Here is a 21,098-nt window from a genome sequence, read left to right on the forward strand (position 1 = left end):
CAGCGCACCGACGCCCCTGTTGTCGCCGGAAGGTCGCCTCAAACCGGGTCAGAGGGCAGAATAGGACGACAGGTGCGCCAGCCGGTCCTCCGGATGGTCGCCTGCACCGCATTTTCGAGGGGCACCGTGAACACTGCAGAACGCGACCAGCCGTCCACCTATCGCTACGCGATGACGAATTCAGGGACTCCCTGGATCTACATCGTCGGGGAGAAACTCCTGGTCGCGTTGAGGACTCCGTCCGAGCCCGCCATCGTCGAGCGACTCTGGTCGATGATCCAGTCGCCGGCGACCACGTTCGATGAGACCCTCGCCGCGATCCCGAACTCGTCAGGCGGCCAGCCGGCATCCTTCGTCGCTCTCGAACGCGACGGTGCCAGCCAGGCCACCCTCAAGCTGCTCGTCCACGGCGAGGCGGTCGTCGACGCGCACACCGATGGCTCCTGGACCCGCATCACGAGCGGGAACCAGCCGTGGCGCCGTGACGAGCTCAGCGGCGTCGAAGCCGTCGCCGCCGGGGGGCTCACCGGCGAGCCGGGTGCTGCGGTGGCCGGAGTCTCGTTCCCGCTCGGTTCCGGTGTCATCGTCGCGAACAGGATCGACTGGGTCGCCGCGACGGAGGTCGTCCTCGCTGCCCCATCCGTGCCTGATGTGACGCCGACGACACCGACCACACCGTTCGCCCCTCCGGTGGCGCCGCAGCCTGCTCCGGCGATGACGCACACCCCGAGCCACTTCCGGCCGTCGCCCGCAGAGACCAACACCATCATCCGTCCTCCGGTGCAGCGGGTGACCCCTGAGGACGACCCGGCGATGCGTCACGACGGCGAGACGGTCCTGCGGAGAGACATCGCACCGCCGATCCAGGACGAGACCGTGCTGCGCGAGGCTCCTCTCGTGCCGAACGACCCGAAGACCCTGCTGTACGGGTTCCGGATCAACGGCGGTCAGGCCTACCCGCTGGATGCCGTCCACTATTTCGGTCGCAATCCCCGCCAACCGCGGATCCCGCTGCCCGACCCGTCGCGCCTGGTTCCTGTCGTGTCCGGCTCCAAGTCGGTGTCGGCCACGCACCTCGAAATCAAACAAATCGGCGATTCCATCGTCGCCACCGACCTGAAATCGACGAACGGCACCTCGGTGATCCCCCCGCAGGGCCACTGGCGGCGACTGCGTCAGGGTGAATCCGTCGTCGTCACACCCGGAACCTTCATCGATATCGGCGACGGAAACGTCATCGAGATTTTGCCCCCCTGGCCGGGGGTATAGGTCGGACCGGCATTGCTTACAATGGGAAGGTAGGGGATCGGGAGATTACTCTGCGCTCGAGCCTTCCCTCGGTCGATCGAAGTGAAGGGAGAGTCCAGTGGCCCGCCGTCTGCCATCGCAGCCGCCGCAGTTGCCCGGCTTCTCCTTCGTGCGCATTCTCGGCTCAGGCGGATTCGCCGACGTCTTCCTGTTCGAGCAGGACAATCCGCGGCGGCAGGTCGCCGTCAAGGTCATGCTCAGCGAGTACGTGAACGCCGACGTCAGGCGGATGTTCCAGGCGGAAGCCGACCTGATGGCGCAACTGAGTTCGCATCCGGCGATCCTGACCGTCTACCAGTCGGGTGTCGCGGCAGACGGCCGGCCGTACCTCGTGATGGAACTGTGCTCGTCGTCGATCGGGCAACGGTACCGGGAGGAGCCACTGTCGGTCTCCGAAGCGCTGCGCATCGGAATCAAGATCGCCAGCGCCACCGAGACCGCACATCGCGCCGGGGTGCTCCACCGCGACATCAAGCCGTCGAACATCCTCATGACCGCATACGGGAATCCGGTGCTCAGCGACTTCGGGATCGCGGGCAGTGTGGGGGAGTCATCGCCTGACGAGACAGTGGGAATGTCCATTCCCTGGTCGGCCCCCGAAGTGATCCACAGCCAGACGAACGGTACGGTGCCGAGTGAAGTATGGTCGCTCGCCGCAACCGTCTACTCGCTCCTGGCCGGGCGAGCGCCGTTTGAAATTCCGTGGCAGAACAACACCTCCGCCGATCTGATCGCGCGTGCGAGCAAAGGCAAGCCGGCCCCGATCGGTCGCGACGACGTGCCCGAACGGCTCGATGCCGTGCTCGCGCGTGCGATGTCGCGTCGTCCGGAGTCCCGGCAGCAGACGGCGATGGAGCTGATCCGTGAACTTCAGGCCGTCGAGAGCGACCTGGGCCTGCCGTCGACGCAGCCGGATGTCGCTGTCGACGACTGGGCATCGACACCCGTCCACGACTCCGACGACCGCACACGGGTCAACCCGATCAGGACCGTCGAACCGGGCCGCCGTCGTCGACGCAGCCCGGAGGATGCCGCCAGGCAGCCGGGAGCGACCCGCCTCGCCGTCGTCGACCAGGCCACCCCGCTGAGCGACCGCCGCCCGGTCCGTCAGGGTCAGCCACTCGGCCGTCCGTTCATCCTCGCGATCGTCGCCTGCTCGGCGCTCATCGTGATCCTTGCCGTGACCACCGTATTCGTCGTCGTCCGCCTTGCCCCGGGCAACAGCATCCCGACCGTGTCCGACATCACGGCGCAGGTCGAGAACTCAGGTGTGGAGTTCACCTGGGCTGATCCGGGTCTCGAATCCGCCGACTCGTATGAGATCCGGTCCAACGACGGCACGGCCAGCATCCAGAGGGCCAATGAGTTCACCGTGAACGCCGAGCCGGGTGACCAGGTCTGTCTCACCGTACTCGTCAACCGTGAGGGCAAGCTGGGGCCGCCGAGCGCCGAGAAATGCGTCGACATCCCCGAAGGATCGGGCTGATGATCCGAGGATGGTTCCGGTCGCGCCGGTCGTTTCTCGCCACGCTGACGAGCGGCACCGTCATCTGTGCACTCATCGCCACTGTCGCCATCGTTTCCACCGGATACCGGGCGCAACAACTCAACCTCGGCGACGGCGCCGTCTGGGTCGTCAACGAATCCCGCCAGGCGATCGGACGCGCGAACACCCAGGTCTTCGAGCTCAACGCCGGTCTCGTCGCCGATTCCGCGCAGATCGACGTGCTTCAGGAGGGCACATCGGTGCTGCTGGTTGATTCGGGCCGGAGCTCGATCGACATCGTCGACCCCGCGACCGCGACAGTCGCCGAGAGCGTGCCCCTCCCGCCCGGTGTCACCGACGTCGACCTGGCTGGAGGCCGGGTGACCATCGCGGCCGACGGCGATTTCTGGCTCGTGCCCGTCGAGGACCTGACCGCGTTCGACTCCGAATCCGATCCGACGCTCTCACTCGGCCCTGGCGCGATCGGGTCCATGAACCCGTCAGGGGACCTCTTCGTCTTCTCTCCTCGAGAGTCGGAGATCTACCGGGTGTCTTCGGGCCAGGATACGGTCGGTGAGACAACGGCGGTCGAGCTCGACGAGGACGCCGACGACGTCCAGCTGTCGTCGGTGGGGTCGGACCCGGTACTCCTCGACGCGGCCGGCGGGCGGCTGATCGTGCGCGGAAACAGTATCGACGTGTCAGCGGCTGATCCCGTTCTGCCGCTCCCGTCTGCGGGCGGCGAGACTGTCCTCGTCGGTGTCCAAGGCGGGCTCCTCTCCGTCCCGCTCGCGGGTGGGGAGCCGACAGAGGTCGTCGGCGACGTCTCCGGTGACCCCGTCAGCCCGGTCACCGTCGGCGCGTGTGAGTACGCGGCGTGGGCCGACGGAACGGTGTTCGAACGCTGCGACGGTGACACCAGGACATCGACGTTGTCTGTCGCGGGAACGGCGAGACTCGACTTCCGACGGAACGGCGACCACCTCGTCCTCAACGATGCGGTGGGCGGCAACACCTGGGCTGTTCAGGACGACAACCAGCTGATCGACAACTGGGACGAGCTCATCGACGTCGAAGAAGACGAGCAGGAGATCGACGACACCCAGGAAGACACCCCACCGGAATACGAGCAGGCGCAGATGCCGCCGACGGCCGTCGACGACGCCTTCGGCGCGCGCCCGGCGCGCACCTCTCCCCTTCCCGTCCTGCTCAACGACATCGATCCCAACGGCGATGTCCTGATGATCGAGGACTTCACCGAACTCGACGGCGGGTCGGGTCGCCTCGAACTCGTCAACAACGCTCAGCAACTGCAGGTGACCCTCGCGCCGGATGCCGGAGGCGAACTGAGTTTCGACTACACGATCTCGGACGGGAGGGGTGGTACATCGACGGCGACAGTCACCATCACCGTGCGCGCAGCCGGCGAGAACGGACCCCCGGCGCAGGTGCGCCCGTCGAAAGCATCCGTTCACGCCGGCGGCCGGCTCACCGCACAGACCCTCGGCGACTGGGTCGACCCGGACGGCGACCCGTTCTTCCTGACCCAGGCGAGCGTTCCCGCACCCGATCAGGTCCAGTACACGCCAGACGGAACGTTGATCTACACCGACTCAGGGCAGGGCGGCACCCTGAGGGAGATCGGGCTCGTCGTTTCAGACGGCCTCGCAGACGGGACGGGTGGATTCGCCGTCACCGTCTATCCGGTCGGGGAAGTCCCGATCATCACCGAGCCGTTCCCTGTGCGCGCCTACGCCGGTCAGGAGGTCGTCGTCTCACCCCTGGCCCACGTGCGCGGCGGCTCAGGTCCGCTGCGGCTCGTGAATGTGCCCGCCAAGACAGACGCGACCATCACCGCAGACTACGACGGTGGGACGTTCCGGTTCGTCAGCACCGTGGTCAAGACCCACTACCTCGAGTACGCCGTCACCGACGGCAACCGCACCCAGACCGGCAGCATCCGTGTCGACGTCGTGGCGCCGCCGGACGCCGGACAGCCACCGGTCACCGTTCCCCACACCGCATTCATCCGCGAGCAGAGCACGGAGCGCGTCGATGTGCTGTCGCAGGACTTCGACCCGGCAGGCGGCGTTCTCGTCGTCACCGGGGTGACCAATGTTCCTGACGACTCCGGGGTCAGGGTCGAAATCCTCGAGCAGAGGATCCTGCGGGTCACCCTCACCATGCCACTCGACGCTCCGGTGTCGTTCAACTACAGCGTGTCGAACGGCACGGCCGAGTCGCAGGGCACGGTGACGGTGATCGAGATCCCCACTCCGATCGTTCGTCAGCCGCCTGTCGCCTACCCCGACACGGTCTCCGTCCGGGTCGGAGACGCCATCGACATCCCCGTGCTGTCGAACGACACCCACCCGGACGGCGACACCCTCACCCTCGACCCCAAGCTCAGCACCAGCCTCCCATCCGATGCCGGCCTCCTGTTCACCTCCGGGCGAGTACTCCGATACCTGGCCCCCGACAAACCGGGCAACTTCATCGCCACCTATCGCGCGGTCGCCCCTGACGGCCAGTGGGCCGACGCGCAGGTGACTCTCAACGTGCGCGAGGTGGATGCCGCGTCCAACGCCGCACCGGTGCCAAAAACCGTCATCGCCCGAGTCCTCAGCGGCGAGCGCGTGCGCGTGACCATCCCCCTGTCGGGGATCGACCCAGACGGCGACTCCGTCATGCTGATCGGCCAGACATCCAACCCGGACAAGGGCGCCGTCGTCGGAGCAGGCGACGACTGGTTCGATTACGAGGCAGGCGCGTACTCGACCGGCACAGACAGCTTCGAGTACACCGTCATCGACGCCCTCGGCAGCCAGGCGGTCGGGACCGTTCGCATCGGGATCAGCTCGAAGCTCGACGGGTCGCGAGCGCCGATCGCCGTCGCAGACGAAGTGATCACCCGGCCGAGCCGCACCGTGGCCGTCCAGGTCCTTGCCAACGACTCCGACCCCGACGGAGGAACACTCACCGTCACCGACGTCGAACCCACAACAGAAGGTGCCTCGGCGACAATCGACGGCGACCTCGTTCGAGTGACTGTGCCGGAGGCTGAAGGGCGTTTCGGATTCGTCTACGAGATCGAGAACAAGTGGGGCAACACGTCGAGGAATTTCATCACCGTCGTGACGCGAGACGACGCCCCACTGGCCAGGCCCGTTGCGAGCGACGTCGTTCTCACGCTCGATGACATCCTCGAACGCTCGAGCATCGACGTCTCCGTCCTCTCCCGGGTCTTCTTCGCCGACGGCGCCGCGTCGAGCCTGCGCGTCTCGCTTCCGCTGCGCACCGAGAACGCCGAGGTGATCCCGAACAAACGCGTGCGGGTCACGATCACCGAGAAATCGCAGATCATTCCGTTCAAGGTGAGCAGGCCAGACGATGACACGGTCAGCGCCATGGCTTTCATCTGGGTGCCAGGACTCGACGACGCATTACCGCAACTGCGCGCCGGGGTCCGTCCGCTCAGCGCCGTGAGCGGTGAACCGATCACCATCAACATCAACGACTACGTCGTCGCGGTCGGCAACCGGCCGGTCAGGCTCACCGACGCCGCCACCGTCAGGGCCTCGCACGCCAACGGCGACGAACTCGCGACAGACAGCGACACCATCACCTACACGAGCGCCGAACGCTACTTCGGCCCGGCGTCCGTGTCGTTCGAAGTGACAGACGGGTCGAACGCCACCGACCCGGAGGGACGCATCGCCACGATCGTGCTGCCCATCGATGTGAAACCGCGCGATAACCAGCCACCCGTGTTCGCCGGTGGCACGATCGACTTCGAGCCCGGCCAGCGCAAGGTCATCGAACTGCCGAAACTCACCACCTACCCCTACGACGACGATCTCGACGAGTTGACGTACTCGATCATCGACCCGCGCCCCGCCGGCTTCTCTGCGAGCATCTCCGGCCAACTGCTGACGCTGACCGCAGACGAGACCGTGGCGATCGGCGCCACCCCCGGCATCCTCATCGGGGTCCGCGACGCCGTGAACGAGGGGGAGGCCGGACGCATCACACTCAGCGTGATGCCGTCCACCCGCCCGCTCGCCGTCCCGGCAACGGATACCGCCGTCGTTCAACGCGGAACGACGGAAGTGATCGACGTACTCGAGAACGATGCGGCGACGAACCCGTTCCCGTCGACGCCCCTTCGGGTCGTTGCCGTCCGTGGCCTCGGCGGTGGTCTGCCGGCAGGAGTGACGGTGTCGCCGAGCGCGAACAACAGCCGGTTGAACGTCACCGTGTCTGCGGATGCGGCACCGGCGGATGCCACCCTCCAGTATCAGGTGGCGGATGCGACGAACGACCCGTCGCGATTCGCCTGGGGCACTGTCCGGATCTCTGTGCAGGACCGCCCCGACCCGGTGACGGGTGTGCGGGTGACAGGATTCGGCAACCGTTCGGTGACCCTGGCCTGGGAACCGGGCGCGGCCAACAACTCGCCGATCACCGGTTTCACCGTCCAGATGGTCAACGCTGCCTCGGGGGCATCGCTCGGCAGCACGCCGTGCTCGACGACGACCTGCGAGATCAGCACACCGGGCAACGGGAGCGATAATGCCGTGAGATTCTCGGTCACTGCCGCCAATGAGATCGGAGCATCCGACGCCCAGCGGCTCGTGGACTCCGTCTGGTCAGACGTGATCCCCCCGGCGCCGTCCGGGCTCTCCGCTGCTCCCCTCGACGGCGGACTGCGCCTGAGCTGGGATGCCGTTTCGGCGGGCGAAGGAAGCGCTGTCAGGCGCTACGCGATCACCGTCGGTGGAGCGTCGCGCGGGGAGGTGAGCGCCAGCAACGTCTGCTCAGGCTCCCGGTGCTCGCTCGACGTCTCCGGGCTGACCAACGGGTCCACGGTCCCGTTCTCGGTGTCAGCGCGGAACGATGCCTACCCGGCGCTCTCGACCTGGAACTCCTCCTCGGCGGAAGGCACGCCGTATGGACCGCCGCGCGCCGGCGCCATCTCCGTCAGCGGCGATTCGGTCAACGGGGCCGCATCGGTGAGCTGGGGCGCATTCGGGTCCAACGGCGACGCCATCGGCGGCTATTACGTCCAGATGCTGAGCTCGAACGCAGCGCCGTCTCCCTGCACCGTGTCCACGCCGGCGCCCGGATCGCCGAACCCGCCTGGAGGGGCGAACGTTCTGGAGACCCGCCTGGTCGGCGGCGGAACCACGAGCGCGACATTCACCGGCCTGGTCGGCGCGGATGCGTCGTACTACTTCATCGTGTGGGGCTACAACCGCGCAGGGTGCGTGTCCACCGAGATCAGCGGTGTGACGCTCCGTCCCACCCCACCGGCCGTCTCAGCGATCAACGGCGGTATGGTCTGGGCCGACGCGGCCGAGACCGTTCGGGATTACCTCGTGACGTCCGTCTCGCCTGGCGGCTACAGCTTCGAAATCCGAAGCCCGGACGGAGCCTGGCAGGCATTCGACGGATCCGGATTCCCGAGGCAGCTGCTCGGCGGAGCGTTCGGGGATGCGACGTCATTCGAGGTGAGAGCGTGCAGCCCGTGGGCGTGCGGTGCTCCGCTCGCCCAGACGGCCCCCTCTCCGTCGATATCGCTCGTCCCAGAAGGGCTCGTCTACGATTCGGCGTCGGCGACCTGGACCTGGACCGGCAACCCCCCGAACGGTTCGTTCGGAGCCGAATACGCCTGCGGCGCCGTCAGCGAACCGGCGAACGTCGGCGTCGCCGGCCCCAACTTCTGTGCGCTCGTCTCGGTGCCCGGCGACGGCCGGGCCTTTCTCGACGTCACCGTGAGGGTCGGAGACAGTGCACTCGTGAAACGTTATTTCGCGCCATGATGGTCACGGGACATTCCCGCTACCCAATCGACCTCGAGAGGCCGGACAGATGACGATGACGCCCGAACAGGCAACCTGGTTCGCCGGGGTCTGCGACCAGCTCGTTGAGAACGTGGAGCGGGTGCTGCTCGGCAAGAATCACGTCATCCGTCTGTCATTCACCGCGCTGCTGAGTCGCGGCCACCTGCTGCTCGAAGACGTGCCTGGAACAGGGAAGACGTCGTTGGCCCGCGCAATGGCCGAGAGTATCGCCGGAACAGCCAGCCGGGTGCAATTCACCCCCGACCTGCTCCCAGGCGACATCACCGGCGTGAGCATTTACGACCAGCGCAGTGGGGAGTTCGCGTTCCACCGCGGCCCGATCTTCGCCAACATCGTGCTCGCGGACGAGATCAACCGGGCGAGCCCGAAGACCCAGTCAGCGCTCCTCGAGGTGATGGAAGAACAGCACGTCACCGTCGATGGCATCACCCACCCGGTCAGTTCCCCGTTCATGGTGATCGCCACCCAGAATCCGATCGAGCAGGCAGGCACCTACCGCCTCCCCGAGGCGCAACTCGACAGATTCATCATGAAGACATCGGTCGGGTACCCGGACCATCAATCGACCATCCGCATCCTTGAAGGGTCGGATGCCGCGGGTGACGGCACCCTCTCGCCCGTCGCGTCCGCAAGCACCATCACCGAGATGACACGCCTCGCGACCACGGTTCACGTGGACGCTTCGATCAACGACTATGTGGCACGCATCATCGAAGGGACCCGCACCGCCACGGAGATCCGACTCGGCGCGAGCGTGCGCGGCGCCCTGGCCCTCATCCGGACCTCCAAGGCCCTCGCCGCGGCGTCCGGCCGACCGTTCGTCATCCCCGACGACGTGAAGGCGCTCGCAGACACGGTGCTCGCGCACCGGCTGATCCTCGATCCGGAGGCCGAGTTCGACGGGGTCAACCCGTCCAACGTCATCGCCCAGGTCCTCATCGACACACCGCCGCCCACCGACAACCGGGTGGCATAGGCCCCAATGGTCGGCAGGGACATCGCGGCGTCGGCGACGAAGAAGAGCAACACACGCCTCACCGGTGTGGACGCTCCGACGATGCTTGGTGAGACCCAGCTCAACAACGCACGGACCAGGCTCGTCGGATCCCGGGAGGGCATCCTCGCCGACGTTGTCGTCGCCCTTGTCCGCGCCTGGCGACGATTCCGCCGGGCGTCGGCGGGCGGGTGGGCTGCCGTCAGCAGCGTTGTGACGCCGCTCGGCTGGGGAATCGCCGTCACCGTCGCCCTCTCGTTCGCCGCCGGATACGGGCTCGGCTGGCTCGAGCTGATCGCTGTCGGCTGGGCCGGGCTGCTCGTGATCCTCGCCGCGATCGCATTCCTCATCGGCCGGACGTCACACGATGCGTCGCTCAGCGTTCCGGTGAACCGCGTGGTCGCCGGGGAGAACGCCGTCGGGGCGCTCACAGTGACCAACCCCACCAGACGCATGCTGACCGGCACCAGGATCGAGGTTCCGGTGGGTGAGGGACTCGCGGACTTCCAGGTCCCAGGGCTCGTCCCCGGTGAGGTCTACGAAGACGTCTTCACCGTTCCCGCGCTGCACCGGGGTGTGATCCCCGTCGGCCCCGTGCGAGCGGTCCGGGCCGACCCGATCGGGCTGGTGCGGCGCGAACGGGCGTGGGAGGAACAGATCGACTTGTTCGTCCACCCGCGGACGATCTCGGTACCCAGCATGAGCACCGGTTTCGTGCGCGACCTCGAGGGCAATCCCACGCGCGACCTGACAGCCAGCGACGTCTCGTTCCACGCGCTGAGGGAGTACATGCCCGGCGACGAACTCCGGAGCATCCACTGGAAGAGCACAGCGAAGACCGGGCAGTACATGGTGCGCCAGTTCGAGCAGACGAGGCGGAGCCACCTCATGCTGGCGCTCAGCCTCGCCGACGCCGATTACTCCGGCGACGAGGACTTCGAGATGGCCGTCAGCGTCATCGGCTCCATCGGGGTGCGCGCCATTCGGGATGACCGGACCATTTCGGTCGTCGCCAGCGAGTCGACACCGGAATTCGCGTCGAAGCGGGTGCTTGCCGTGAAGAAGATCGCCGCGGTGACCGGCTCACGCCTCCTCGATGATCTCAGTCGGATCGATCGTTCGGCGACGGCACTCGAACTCGGCGACCTGGCCCGGGTTGCCGCAGATGCGGTCGCCGGGATCTCGCTCGCGTTCCTCGTCTGCGGTTCGACGGTGAGTGTGACCGCGTTGCGTCATGCCGCCCAGCACTTCCCCGCAGGCGTCGAAGTGGTTGCGATCGTCTGCGACCCTGATGCCGTTCCGGCCTTCAGACGCGCAGCGGGGTTGACGGTTCTCACCATCGGCTATCTGGAAGACCTGCAGCAATCCATGGCCAGGGCGACGGCATGACGGTCAGGAGCGCCGGAGCAGTCCTCCTCACCGTGGTCTTCGCGATCGCGGCCATCGCCGTCGCGTCGAGCGTCTGGTGGCCCGTCTACCAGTCCTCACGCTTTCTCACCGTCGCCGTCGGCGCCGTCCTCCTCGGCACGGTCGTCGCCCTGGCCGGCTGGCTGTTCCGGTTGCACGGGATGTTCGTTCTCGCGCTCACAATCGTCGTCTACCTGGCCGCAGGCGTTCCGCTGACCATGCCGGATCGCATGGGTTCCGGCATCCTGCCCCCCGCAGAGGCGTTCCTCGATCTGGTGGAAGGGACGGCCCAGTCCTGGAAAGAGCTCGTCACGATCCTCGTGCCGGTCGGCTCGTACCAGGCGTTGCTCGTCCCGGCATTCGTCGCCATCCTGGGCACCACGGTGATCACCCTGTCTGTGGGGCTCAGGGCTCGACATCCCGAGTTCGCCGTACTCTGGCCGATCGTGCTCCTCGTCGTCGGGATCGCCTTCGGGCGCGATGAGTCCTGGTACCCGATCGCGATCGGACTGACCCTCCTCGTCCTCGTCCTCGGCTGGCTGATCTGGCTGCGAGGCGCTCACCACCGTGAACAGCTCCGCCAACACGCCACGGCGGTGGCGAGTGTGGCACCGTCGCGTCGTGAACGGCGTCGGGCAGCATTGGTCGGAGCGGTGAGCGCCGGTCTGATCCTCGCTGTCGCCACCACAGGCGGAGCGGTTCTCGCCACAGCGCTCCCGGCAGACAACGACCGCAATGTTCTCCGCACGCATATCGAGCAGCCGTTCAACCCGCGCGACTACCCGAGTCCGTTGTCGGGGTTCCGCCGCTATCTCCAGCCTGATCTCGCGAACACCGACCTGTTCACGGTCTCGGGGCTGCCGCAGGACGGTCGGATCAGGCTGGCCACCCTCGACACCTACGACGGGGTGGTCTTCAGCGTCGGCGACTCCGACGCCCTCACCGCGTCGGGCACCTTCGTGCGGGTGCCGTACCGACTGGAGCAGGCTGCCAGGGGAGAGCGCGCATCGCTCACCGTCGCCATCGACGGCTACAGCGGCCTGTGGGTGCCCGGCGCCGGGCATCTCGCCGAGATCCGGTTCGCCGGAGAGAACTCCAACGCTCTCTCCGACACGTTCTTCTACAACGACGTCACGGGATCCGGCGCCGTCGTCCGGGGACTCGACGCTGGTGACGGCTACAGGATGACGTCCGTCGTCACCGTGACCCCCTCCCTCGTCGAACTCGTCGAGATCGAGCCGGGAACGGCCAAGCAGGCGCCGCTCGACGATCTGCCGGCCGTTGTCCGCGACCGCCTCGACACCTGGACGGAGGGCATCACGGAGCCCGGCGCCCAGCTCGTCGCCATGCTCGACGGAATGCGGGAAGACGGCTATATCAGCCACGGGATCGCAGACGACGAGCCGCCGAGCCGTTCAGGGCACGGCCTCGACCGGATCGAGGAGCTTCTCACAGACAAACCGATGATCGGCGACGCCGAGCAGTATGCCGTCACGGCGGCACTGATGGCCCGCCAGCTCGGTTTCCCCGCCAGAGTCGTCATGGGATTCCTCGCGCCGGTTCCGACCGGGACGGTCACCTTCACGGGTGCGGATGTGAGCGCCTGGGTCGAAGTCCAGGACTCATCAGGACGCTGGCTCACTGTCGACCCGGTTCCGGCACTCCGCGAGATCCCCGAGGAAGAGCCGGAAGACCCGCTCACCGTGTCACGACCGCCGGCGATCGTGCAGCCTCCGCTCGACGACGATGACGACGAGCGGGAGCAGGCACCTCCGGCGGAAAGTGACGAGAACGACGACACCCTCGAGAATCCGTTTCTGGCCGCTCTCCTTCTCGTCGCACAGATTGCCGGACTCACGCTTCTCGTACTCGCGGTGATCGCTGCGCCGTTCGTCACCGTGATCGTCGCGAAGGTGCGGCGCAGGGCTCTGCGGCGCAAACGAACCCACCCGGCCGATCGCATCAGGGGCGGGTGGCTGGAGTTCGCTGACTCGGCCGTCGACTACGGCATCGAACCGCCACCTTCGGCGACTCGGCGCGAGGTGGCCGCGAGCGTCGGCGGCAAACGCGCGCTCGCGCTGGCATCCGTCGCCGACCGGGCGACTTTCTCCACCGAGCGGCCGAGCCACGAAGACGCCGACCGGGTATGGGCGGCGGTTGACGACCTGCGGCGGTCACTCGGCACTGGGCGCACCCGCAGGCAGAAGTTCCGGGCGGCGAGTTCGATCCGTTCCCTCCGCACCTCGGGGCGCGACCTCCCCCGCAGACCGTTCCGCTCGCGGTAGGGTCGAGATTCATCCGGAGGGAGACGCCATGCGTTTACAGGGAATCGGTGTCGGCCGTGGAATCGCCCACGGTCCCGTCGTCCGGATGCCTGATCCGATTCCCGAGCCGGGAACGGAGATTCGCGACGCGGATGCCGGCACCGAATTCGCCCGCGCAGGGGCGGCGTTGCAGGAGGTCGCAACGGATCTGGCCGAACGCGCCGATCGTGCCGGAGGCGAGGCCAAGGGTGTGCTCGATGCCCAGTCGATGATGGCGCAGGACCCCTCGCTCATCGACGACATCCGCTCGCGGATCTCCACCGGGCGCACCGCCGAGCGGGCCGTGTTCGAGGCCTTCCACGGGTTCCAGCAGATGTTGATCTCGATGGGCGGATACATGGCCGAGCGTGCGTCTGACCTCGGCGACGTGTCCCAGCGCACCATTGCCAGGCTGCGGGGGGTGGCAGCGCCCGGCGTGCCTGACGTCGACCATCCGTTCGTGCTCGTCGCGCACGACCTCGCACCGGCAGACACCGCCTCACTCGACCTGGCCAGGGTCCTCGGCCTCATCACGCTCGGCGGAGGACCCACCTCCCACACGGCCATTCTGGCCCGGTCGCAGGCCATCGTCGCCGTTGTCGGCGTGACGGATGCCGCATCGCTCGTCGACGGGACGGATGTGCTCGTCGACGCCTCTGACGGCTCCGTGATCGTCGAGCCGACGACCGCCGATGTCGAGGCGGCGGAACAGCGGCTGGCGGCTCGACGGGTTGCTGTGCCGATCGGGCCAGGCAAACTGGCCGACGGCACCGAGGTGCCGTTGCTCGCGAACATCGGGAGCCCGGCAGACGTCGCAGACGCGCTCGCGAGGGGAGCGGAGGGCATCGGGCTGTTCCGTACCGAGTTCATGTTCCTCGGCGCCGAGAAGGCTCCGACGGTTGCCGAGCAACAGGAACAGTACCGCGCCGTCTTCGACGCCTTCGCCGGCCGCAAGGTCGTGGTGCGCACTCTCGATGCCGGCTCCGACAAGCCGCTTGTCTTCCTGCCCACCGGCCAAGAAGACAACCCGGCGCTCGGTCTGCGCGGCCTGCGTGCCACCCGCGCCAACGAACAGATTCTTCGGGACCAGCTCACCGCCATCGTCGCAGCCACAGCTGAGACCGGTGCCGACGTATCGGTGATGGCGCCGATGGTCGCGGATGCCGCCGAGACCGAATATTTCGTGACCCTCGCCCGCTCAGTGGGGGTGCAGACCGCCGGGGTGATGGCGGAAGTCCCGTCGTGCGCTCTGATGGCCGGGCAGGTGCTCGGGATCGCCGACTTCGTGTCGATCGGCACCAACGACCTCACCCAGTACACGCTCGCGGCCGACCGCCTGCTCGGCTCAGTCGCGGCATATCAGGATCCGTGGCATCCCGCGGTTCTTCGGCTCGTGAAGCTGCTCGGAGATGCGGGTATCCAGTCCGGTCGACCGGTCGGGGTCTGCGGCGAGGCTGCCGCTGACCCGCTGCTGGCCGTTGTGCTCGTCGGTCTCGGCGCCACGAGCCTGTCGATGGCACCGTCTGCGCTTGCGGATGTGCGCACGGAACTTCGCCAGCACACGCTCGAGCACGCGCGAGCGCTCGCCGTGCGGGCGCTGGACGCGTCGAGTCCGGCCGAGGCCCGGGCGGCCGTGCGCGACTGAGAAGCCGATCGTCGGCTCGACGTGCCGCAATCGGTCGCTCAGAGCGCCGGCGGGCGATGAATCATGGCAACTCGACAACCGCCGCGACAGCTCGTGGCGATTCGTCTGGGCGTGTGGCTACGGCTTGCCGCGCATGATGGCCTGCTTGACCTCGGCGATCGCCTGCGTGACCTGGATGCCGCGGGGGCAGGCATCCGTGCAGTTGAAGGTGGTGCGGCAACGCCACACGCCCTCTTTGTCGTTGAGGATGTCGAGACGCACCTTGGCTGCATCGTCGCGCGAGTCGAAGATGAAGCGGTGTGCGTTCACGATGGCCGCAGGGCCGAAGTACTGGCCGTCGGTCCAGAACACGGGGCACGACGAGGTGCACGCTGCACAGAGGATGCACTTCGTGGTGTCATCGAACCGGGCACGGTCGGCGACGGACTGGATGCGCTCCTTGCCTGCTCCTGGCTTCGACGACGGGATGAGGAACGGCTGCACCTCGCGGAAGGACTCGAAGAACGGGTCCATGTCGACGATGAGGTCCTTCTCCAGCGGAAGTCCCTTGATGGCCTCCACGTAGATCGGCTTCGAGATGTCGAGGTCCTTGATCAGCGTCTTGCACGCGAGCCGGTTGCGGCCGTTGATCCGCATCGCGTCCGAACCGCAGATTCCGTGCGCACAGGAACGTCGGAAGGTCAGCGACCCGTCCTGCTCCCACTTGATCTTGTGCAGCGCGTCGAGGATACGGTCGGTGGCGAACATCTCCACGTCATAGTCAACCCACTTGGGCTGGTCGTCGACCTCAGGGTTGAACCGTCGGATGATGACGGTCACGGTGAAGGACTCGATGACCTCCGGAGTGGGCGCAGGTGCAGCTTCGTCGAGAACGGCTGTCGACATCTCAGTACTTCCTCTCCATCGGCTGGTACCGCGTCATCACGACGGGCTTCCAGTCCAGGCGGATGTGATCGGCGGCATCCGATGAAAGCGGGTCGCCGGTCAAATACGCCATCGTGTGCTTCATATAGTTCTCGTCGTCACGGTCAGGGTAGTCGTCGCGCATGTGGCCACCGCGGCTCTCCTTGCGGTTGCGTGCCGAGTAGACGACGACCTCGGCGAGGTCGAGCAGGAACCCGAGCTCGACAGCCTCGAGCAGGTCGGTGTTGTACCGGCGGCCCTTGTCCTGGACGGAGATGTTGCGGTAGCGGTCGCGCAGCTGGTGGATGGTCTCGGTGACCTCGGCCAGCGACTCGTCTGTGCGGAAGACCTGGGCCTTCTGGTCCATCTGCTCCTGCAGTTCACGGCGGATGACGGCGATGCGCTCGGATCCACCGTTCGAACGGATGCCCTCGATCGCCTCGCGGACCTCCCTGGCCGGGTCCTCGGGCAGCGGGAGGAACTCCGCCGTCTGCACGTAGGCGACCGCGTTGTTGCCGGCACGCTTGCCGAACACGTTGATGTCGAGCAGTGAGTTCGTGCCGAGCCGGTTGGAGCCGTGAACAGAGACACAGGCGCATTCACCGGCGGCATACAGCCCTGGGACGACGGTCGTGTTGTCGCGGAGGACCTCGGCGTTGACGTTGGTGGGGATGCCGCCCATCGCGTAGTGCGCGGTCGGCATGACGGGAACCGGCTCGGTCACCGGGTCGACACCGAGGTAGGTGCGGGCGAACTCGGTGATGTCCGGCAGCTTGGTCTCGAGCACCTCGGCGCCGAGGTGCGTGCAGTCGAGGTAGACGTAGTCCTTGTTCGGTCCGGCGCCGCGACCTTCAGCGACCTCCTTGACCATGCAGCGCGCAACGATGTCACGGGGGGCGAGGTCCTTGATGGTCGGGGCGTACCGCTCCATGAATCGCTCGCCGCTCGCGTTGCGGAGGATCGCGCCCTCACCGCGGGCGCCCTCGGTGAGAAGGATGCCGAGACCGGCCAGCCCGGTCGGGTGGAACTGGAAGAACTCCATGTCCTCGAGCGGGAGCTTCTTGCGCCAGATGATCCCGACACCGTCACCGGTGAGGGTGTGTGCGTTCGATGTCGTCTTGTAGATCTTGCCGAACCCACCGGTGGCGAAGATGATCGCCTTCGAGTGGAAGACGTGCAGTTCACCGGTTGACAGTTCGTAGGCGACGACGCCCGCAGGCTGTTCGACACCGTCGACGACGCTCATCACGACGTCGAGCACGTAGAACTCGTTGAAGAAGTTGATGCCGAGACGTACGCAGTTCTGGAACAGCGTCTGCAGGATCATGTGGCCGGTGCGGTCTGCGGCGTAGCAGGCCCGGCGAACGGGGGCCTTGCCGTGGTCGGAGGTGTGGCCGCCGAAGCGACGCTGGTCGATCTTGCCCTCCGGGGTCCGGTTGAACGGGAGACCCATGTTCTCGAGGTCGATGACCGCGTCGATGGCTTCCTTCGCGAGGATCTCGGCGGCGTCCTGGTCGACGAGGTAGTCACCGCCCTTGACGGTGTCGAATGTGTGCCACTCCCAGCTGTCTTCCTCCACGTTGGCGAGGGCTGCGGCCATGCCGCCCTGTGCCGCACCGGTGTGCGAGCGCGTCGGGTACAGCTTCGAGATGACAGCGGTCTTAGCGCCGGGGCCGGCTTCGATGGCCGCGCGCATTCCGGCACCGCCTGCCCCGACGATCACGATGTCGAACTGGTGGTAGTGAACTCCGTCGATGATCGTGGAGTCGTTTTCTACAGTCACAGATGCTTCCAAAATATTCAGTTGGTCGTTACGCGGCGCAGAACGAGGGGAGGAGATCGGCGGGCTGTCCAGCCGGGCACGGGTCGAAGGTGAAGACGACCAGGGTGCCGAGCGCGATGAGGATCACGACGGCGGCGAGGATGGCCGCCTTGAACGCCATCCGCAGCTTCGGGCCGCGGGCGTAGTCGTTGACGAGGGTGCGCATGCCGTTGCCGCCGTGGATGAGAGCGAGCCACAGCATGGCGACGTCCCAGACCTTCCAGAACGGGTCGGACCATTTTCCGCCGACGAAGGCGAAGTCGATGGCCTTGACGCCTTCTCCGACGACGAGATTCACGAACAGGTGACCGAAGATGAGGACCACGAGCACGACGCCGGAAACGCGCATGTAGATCCAGCCCCACTTCTCCCAGTTGATGCCCTTCTTGGGAGCGGGGCGAACCGGGCTGCGGGGAGCGTCGAGAGTTGCAGACATTGTGCTTCCCCTCCTAGTGGCTGAAAACGTTGACGAGGTGCCGTGGCACGAAAGCGAGCATTGTGATCACCCAGAGGGCGATAACGACGTAGAACATGGCCTTCTGATACCGCGTGCCCTTCGACCAGAAGTCGATGAGGATGATCCGCAGTCCGTTGAACGCATGGAAGACGATGGCGCCGACGAGGGCGACCTCGCCGAGGCCCATGATCGGCGTCTGGTAGGTGCCGATGACCGCGTTGTATGCCTCGGGAGACACGCGCACGAGCGCGGTGTCGAGGATATGGACGAGGAGAAAGAAGAAGATGGCGACACCGGTGATGCGGTGCAATACCCATGACCACATTCCCTCGCGGCCCCGGTACAGCGTTCCGGCGGGTCGAGGAGAGGTCGTGGAATCCAACGGTGGTGTCCTTGCAGTCTTCACTGACAACGAACGGCCCTCCCTGCTTGAAGCGTTTCGGCCGCTGGTCCGAGCGGTCGTGCGTCACAAACGGCGCGTTGCACCAGTCTACGGTCCTGCCCCGTCCTCACGCCGGTTAGGACAGCCTTAGTGTCTTGACGTCGAGACATCTCGACCTCCCCCTCGTGGTTTCCGGGCTCGCGCTACTCTGGGGGCATGACCAGTGCTCTCGAACGCTTCTACAGTGTGATCCCCGCAGGCGGCATCGGGTCGAGGCTCTGGCCGCTGTCCCGTGCGGATGCCCCCAAATTTCTCCACGACCTCACCGGGTCAGGGAGCACGCTGCTCCGTGCGACCTGGGATCGGCTGGCTCCGCTGTCCGGTGAGCAGCGGATCATGGTCGTGACCGGGCGGGCGCACCGCGCCGCCGTGGAAGCACAGCTGCCCGACCTCGCCGACCACAACGTCGTGCTCGAGAGCGACCCCCGCGACTCGTCCGCCGCAATCGGCCTCGCGGCGGCCATCCTCGTCCACAGGGAGCCTGACGTCATCATCGGCTCGTTCGCCGCCGACCATGTGATCCGTGGCGACCGTCTGTTCCGCGCCGCTGTGACCCAGGCGGTCGCGGTCGCCGACGCCGGCTACATCACCGCCATCGGCATCCAGCCGACCGAGCCGGCGATCGGTTTCGGCTACATCCACTGCGGGAGCCCCCTCGCCGTGCCCGGCGCCGAGTCCGCTCTCCTCGTCGACTCGTTCGTCGAGAAGCCGAACCTGGCAACGGCCAAGCGTTACGTGTCCGGCGGCACCCACCTGTGGAACGCTGGCATGTTCATCAGCCGCGCAGACGTGCTGCTCGCCGAACTGGCCCGCAACCAGCCGGAGCTGCATGCCGGACTGATCGAACTGGCATCCGTCTGGGACGACCCGGCCACCCGCGGTCCCGCCGTCGACCGGATCTGGCCGACCCTCACGAAAATCGCGATCGACTACTCGGTCGCCGAACCCGCTGCTGCTGCCGGGCGGCTCGCCGTCGTCCCAGGCCACTTCGACTGGGACGACGTCGGCGACTTCGCCTCACTCGCGAAGCTGAACTCGGGCGGGCGCAAGACCGACCTCGCGATCCTCGGAGAGAACGCGCGCGTCCTCTCCGATGCGTCGAGCGGCATCGTCGTCAGCCAGAGCAACCGGGTGATCAGCCTCATCGGGGTGAAGGACATCGTCGTCGTCGACACCCCCGATGCGCTCCTCGTCACCACGAGCGCGAACGCGCAGCGCGTGAAGAGTGTCGTCGACGCGCTCAAGCTGTCCGGACGCGACGACGTTCTCTGAGTCGGTTCGGTTCGCTGACGGGTCAGGCCGTGTTGCCGAGCGCTTTCAGCGCCCGCTCGGCCGCACCGCCGAGCCCGAGCCTCACGGCGATCTGCTGCACCCGGGCGAGATCGTCAGCAGACAGCGGCCGGATGGTCGCGTCGACCGGGTCGATCGGCAGGGTTCTGACCACTTCGACGACGGTCGGGGCAACCGTCAGGTAGGCGGAGGCCGCACGGATCTTCGCGCGCACGGATGCTCCAAGCGAGGCATCGGGGTCGTCGGCCGCCGCGACGATTCCGTCGAGGTTGCCGAACGTGCCGAGCAGGCCTGATGCCGTCTTCTCGCCGACGCCGGGCACACCGGGAAGCCCATCCGATGTGTCTCCGCGCAGCGCGGCGAAGTCGGCGTACTGCCCAGCGGTGACCCCGTACTTCGCGAGCACGGACTCCTCGGTGAGGACCTCGAGGTTGCTCATGCCCCGTGCCGTGTAGATGACGCGGATGCCGCGGGCGTCGTCGATGAGCTGGAACAGGTCGCGGTCGCCTGTGACAACGTCGACGGGGATGTCGGACTGGGAGGCCAGACTCCCGATGACGTCGTCGGCCTCGTGCTGCGCGACGCCGACGACTGGAATGTGGAAGGCGTCGAGCACCTCACGGATGAGCGGGATCTGGGGGAGAAGAAGATCAGGGGTCTCCTCGACATCCGGACCGCTCGCAACGACCTGCTCGACGCGGTGCGCCTTGTAGCTGGGGATGAGGTCGACCCGCCACTGTGGCCTCCAGTCGTCGTCCCAGCAGGCCACGATTTCGGTCGGTTGGTAGTCGGTGACGAGCCTGGCAATGAAATCCATCAGCCCGCGCACGGCGTTGACGGGAGTGCCGTCCGGGGCCTTCAGCGTGTCAGGCAGGCCGTGGAACGCCCGGAAGTACAGGGAGGCGGTGTCGAGGAGCATCCGTCGCTCAGTCATGACTCGATCATGGCACGCCGGCCGCACCCGCACCCTGCTCATGCGCGGTACTTCCTGCTCATTCGAGCATGCCACCGGATGAGAGATGCTCATGAGAGCGCCTGCCGGTGAGCGCCGGCGACTCCGGCTTAGGATCGCCGTGGAACAGCTATGTAACGCTTCTGTTTCGAGAGTCATCCACAACGTAGTGGCCTTCGTAACATTCGGTAACGTATGCCCATACCCGCCCTCGCGAGTCCCGCA

General features: G+C 66.7%; 13 protein-coding genes. 8 read left to right on the forward strand and 5 right to left on the reverse strand.

All coding sequences use genetic code 11. The features are described from left to right. Positions 1-126 precede the first annotated feature (126 nt). The 7 genes from IWX78_RS12275 to ptsP all read left to right on the forward strand — a co-directional run bounded on the left by IWX78_RS12275 (position 127) and on the right by ptsP (position 15,007). Positions 127-1,269: an FHA domain-containing protein gene (locus IWX78_RS12275; RefSeq protein WP_196833829.1), complete on the forward strand. Its 1,143-nt coding sequence runs from the start codon at positions 127-129 to the stop codon at positions 1,267-1,269. A 97-nt stretch (positions 1,270-1,366) separates the two neighbouring features. Next, positions 1,367-2,794, forward strand: coding sequence for a serine/threonine-protein kinase (locus IWX78_RS12280; protein WP_196833830.1), 1,428 nt, complete (start codon positions 1,367-1,369; stop codon positions 2,792-2,794). Further along, positions 2,794-8,616 (forward strand): Ig-like domain-containing protein, encoded by a 5,823-nt coding sequence (locus IWX78_RS12285; protein WP_196833831.1) that lies wholly within the window; start codon positions 2,794-2,796, stop codon positions 8,614-8,616. The genes IWX78_RS12280 and IWX78_RS12285 overlap by 1 nt, the downstream gene beginning before the upstream one ends. 49 nt (positions 8,617-8,665) lie before the next feature. Then, entirely contained in the window at positions 8,666-9,634 is a 969-nt protein-coding gene (locus IWX78_RS12290) for an AAA family ATPase (protein WP_196833832.1), read from the forward strand. A gap of 6 nt (positions 9,635-9,640) precedes the next feature. Further along, positions 9,641-11,041, forward strand: a complete 1,401-nt coding sequence (locus IWX78_RS12295) for a DUF58 domain-containing protein (RefSeq protein ID WP_334684717.1) — start codon at positions 9,641-9,643, stop codon at positions 11,039-11,041. Then, positions 11,038-13,344, forward strand: coding sequence for a transglutaminase-like domain-containing protein (locus IWX78_RS12300; protein WP_196833833.1), 2,307 nt, complete (start codon positions 11,038-11,040; stop codon positions 13,342-13,344). Before IWX78_RS12295 ends, IWX78_RS12300 begins: the two co-directional genes overlap by 4 nt. A 28-nt stretch (positions 13,345-13,372) precedes the next feature. Then, entirely contained in the window at positions 13,373-15,007 is a 1,635-nt protein-coding gene (gene ptsP, locus IWX78_RS12305) for a phosphoenolpyruvate--protein phosphotransferase (RefSeq protein WP_196833834.1), read from the forward strand. Positions 15,008-15,124: 117 nt separating this feature from the next. Here the strand turns inward: ptsP and IWX78_RS12310 are convergent, their stop codons facing one another. From IWX78_RS12310 to sdhC, 4 genes are read right to left on the reverse strand one after another with little or no spacing between them, the layout of a single operon-like run. Beyond that, positions 15,125-15,892 (reverse strand): succinate dehydrogenase iron-sulfur subunit, encoded by a 768-nt coding sequence (locus tag IWX78_RS12310; RefSeq protein WP_196833835.1) that lies wholly within the window; start codon positions 15,890-15,892, stop codon positions 15,125-15,127. Between the two features lies 1 nt (position 15,893). Then, positions 15,894-17,693, reverse strand: a complete 1,800-nt coding sequence (gene sdhA, locus IWX78_RS12315) for a succinate dehydrogenase flavoprotein subunit (protein ID WP_196833836.1) — start codon at positions 17,691-17,693, stop codon at positions 15,894-15,896. Positions 17,694-17,721: 28 nt separating this feature from the next. Continuing rightward, a complete protein-coding gene (locus IWX78_RS12320; protein ID WP_196833837.1) occupies positions 17,722-18,168 on the reverse strand; it encodes a succinate dehydrogenase hydrophobic membrane anchor subunit in 447 nt (148 codons plus the stop codon). Between the two features lie 13 nt (positions 18,169-18,181). Further along, on the reverse strand, positions 18,182-18,601 hold the full coding sequence (gene sdhC, locus IWX78_RS12325) for a succinate dehydrogenase, cytochrome b556 subunit (protein ID WP_196833838.1): 420 nt from the start codon (positions 18,599-18,601) through the stop codon (positions 18,182-18,184). A gap of 186 nt (positions 18,602-18,787) precedes the next feature. On the opposite strand from sdhC, the gene IWX78_RS12330 reads away from it, so the two are divergent. Further along, positions 18,788-19,903 carry a mannose-1-phosphate guanylyltransferase gene (locus IWX78_RS12330; protein WP_196833839.1) on the forward strand — a complete coding sequence of 372 codons (1,116 nt, stop codon included), beginning with the start codon at positions 18,788-18,790 and terminating at the stop codon, positions 19,901-19,903. 22 nt (positions 19,904-19,925) lie between these two features. Here the strand turns inward: IWX78_RS12330 and IWX78_RS12335 are convergent, their stop codons facing one another. After that, entirely contained in the window at positions 19,926-20,855 is a 930-nt protein-coding gene (locus IWX78_RS12335) for a 5'-3' exonuclease (protein ID WP_196833840.1), read from the reverse strand. Positions 20,856-21,098 lie beyond the last annotated feature (243 nt).

Origin of the sequence: Mycetocola sp. CAN_C7 (assembly GCF_015752285.1) — a bacterium.
Classification (GTDB): Bacteria; Actinomycetota; Actinomycetes; order Actinomycetales; family Microbacteriaceae; genus Mycetocola_A.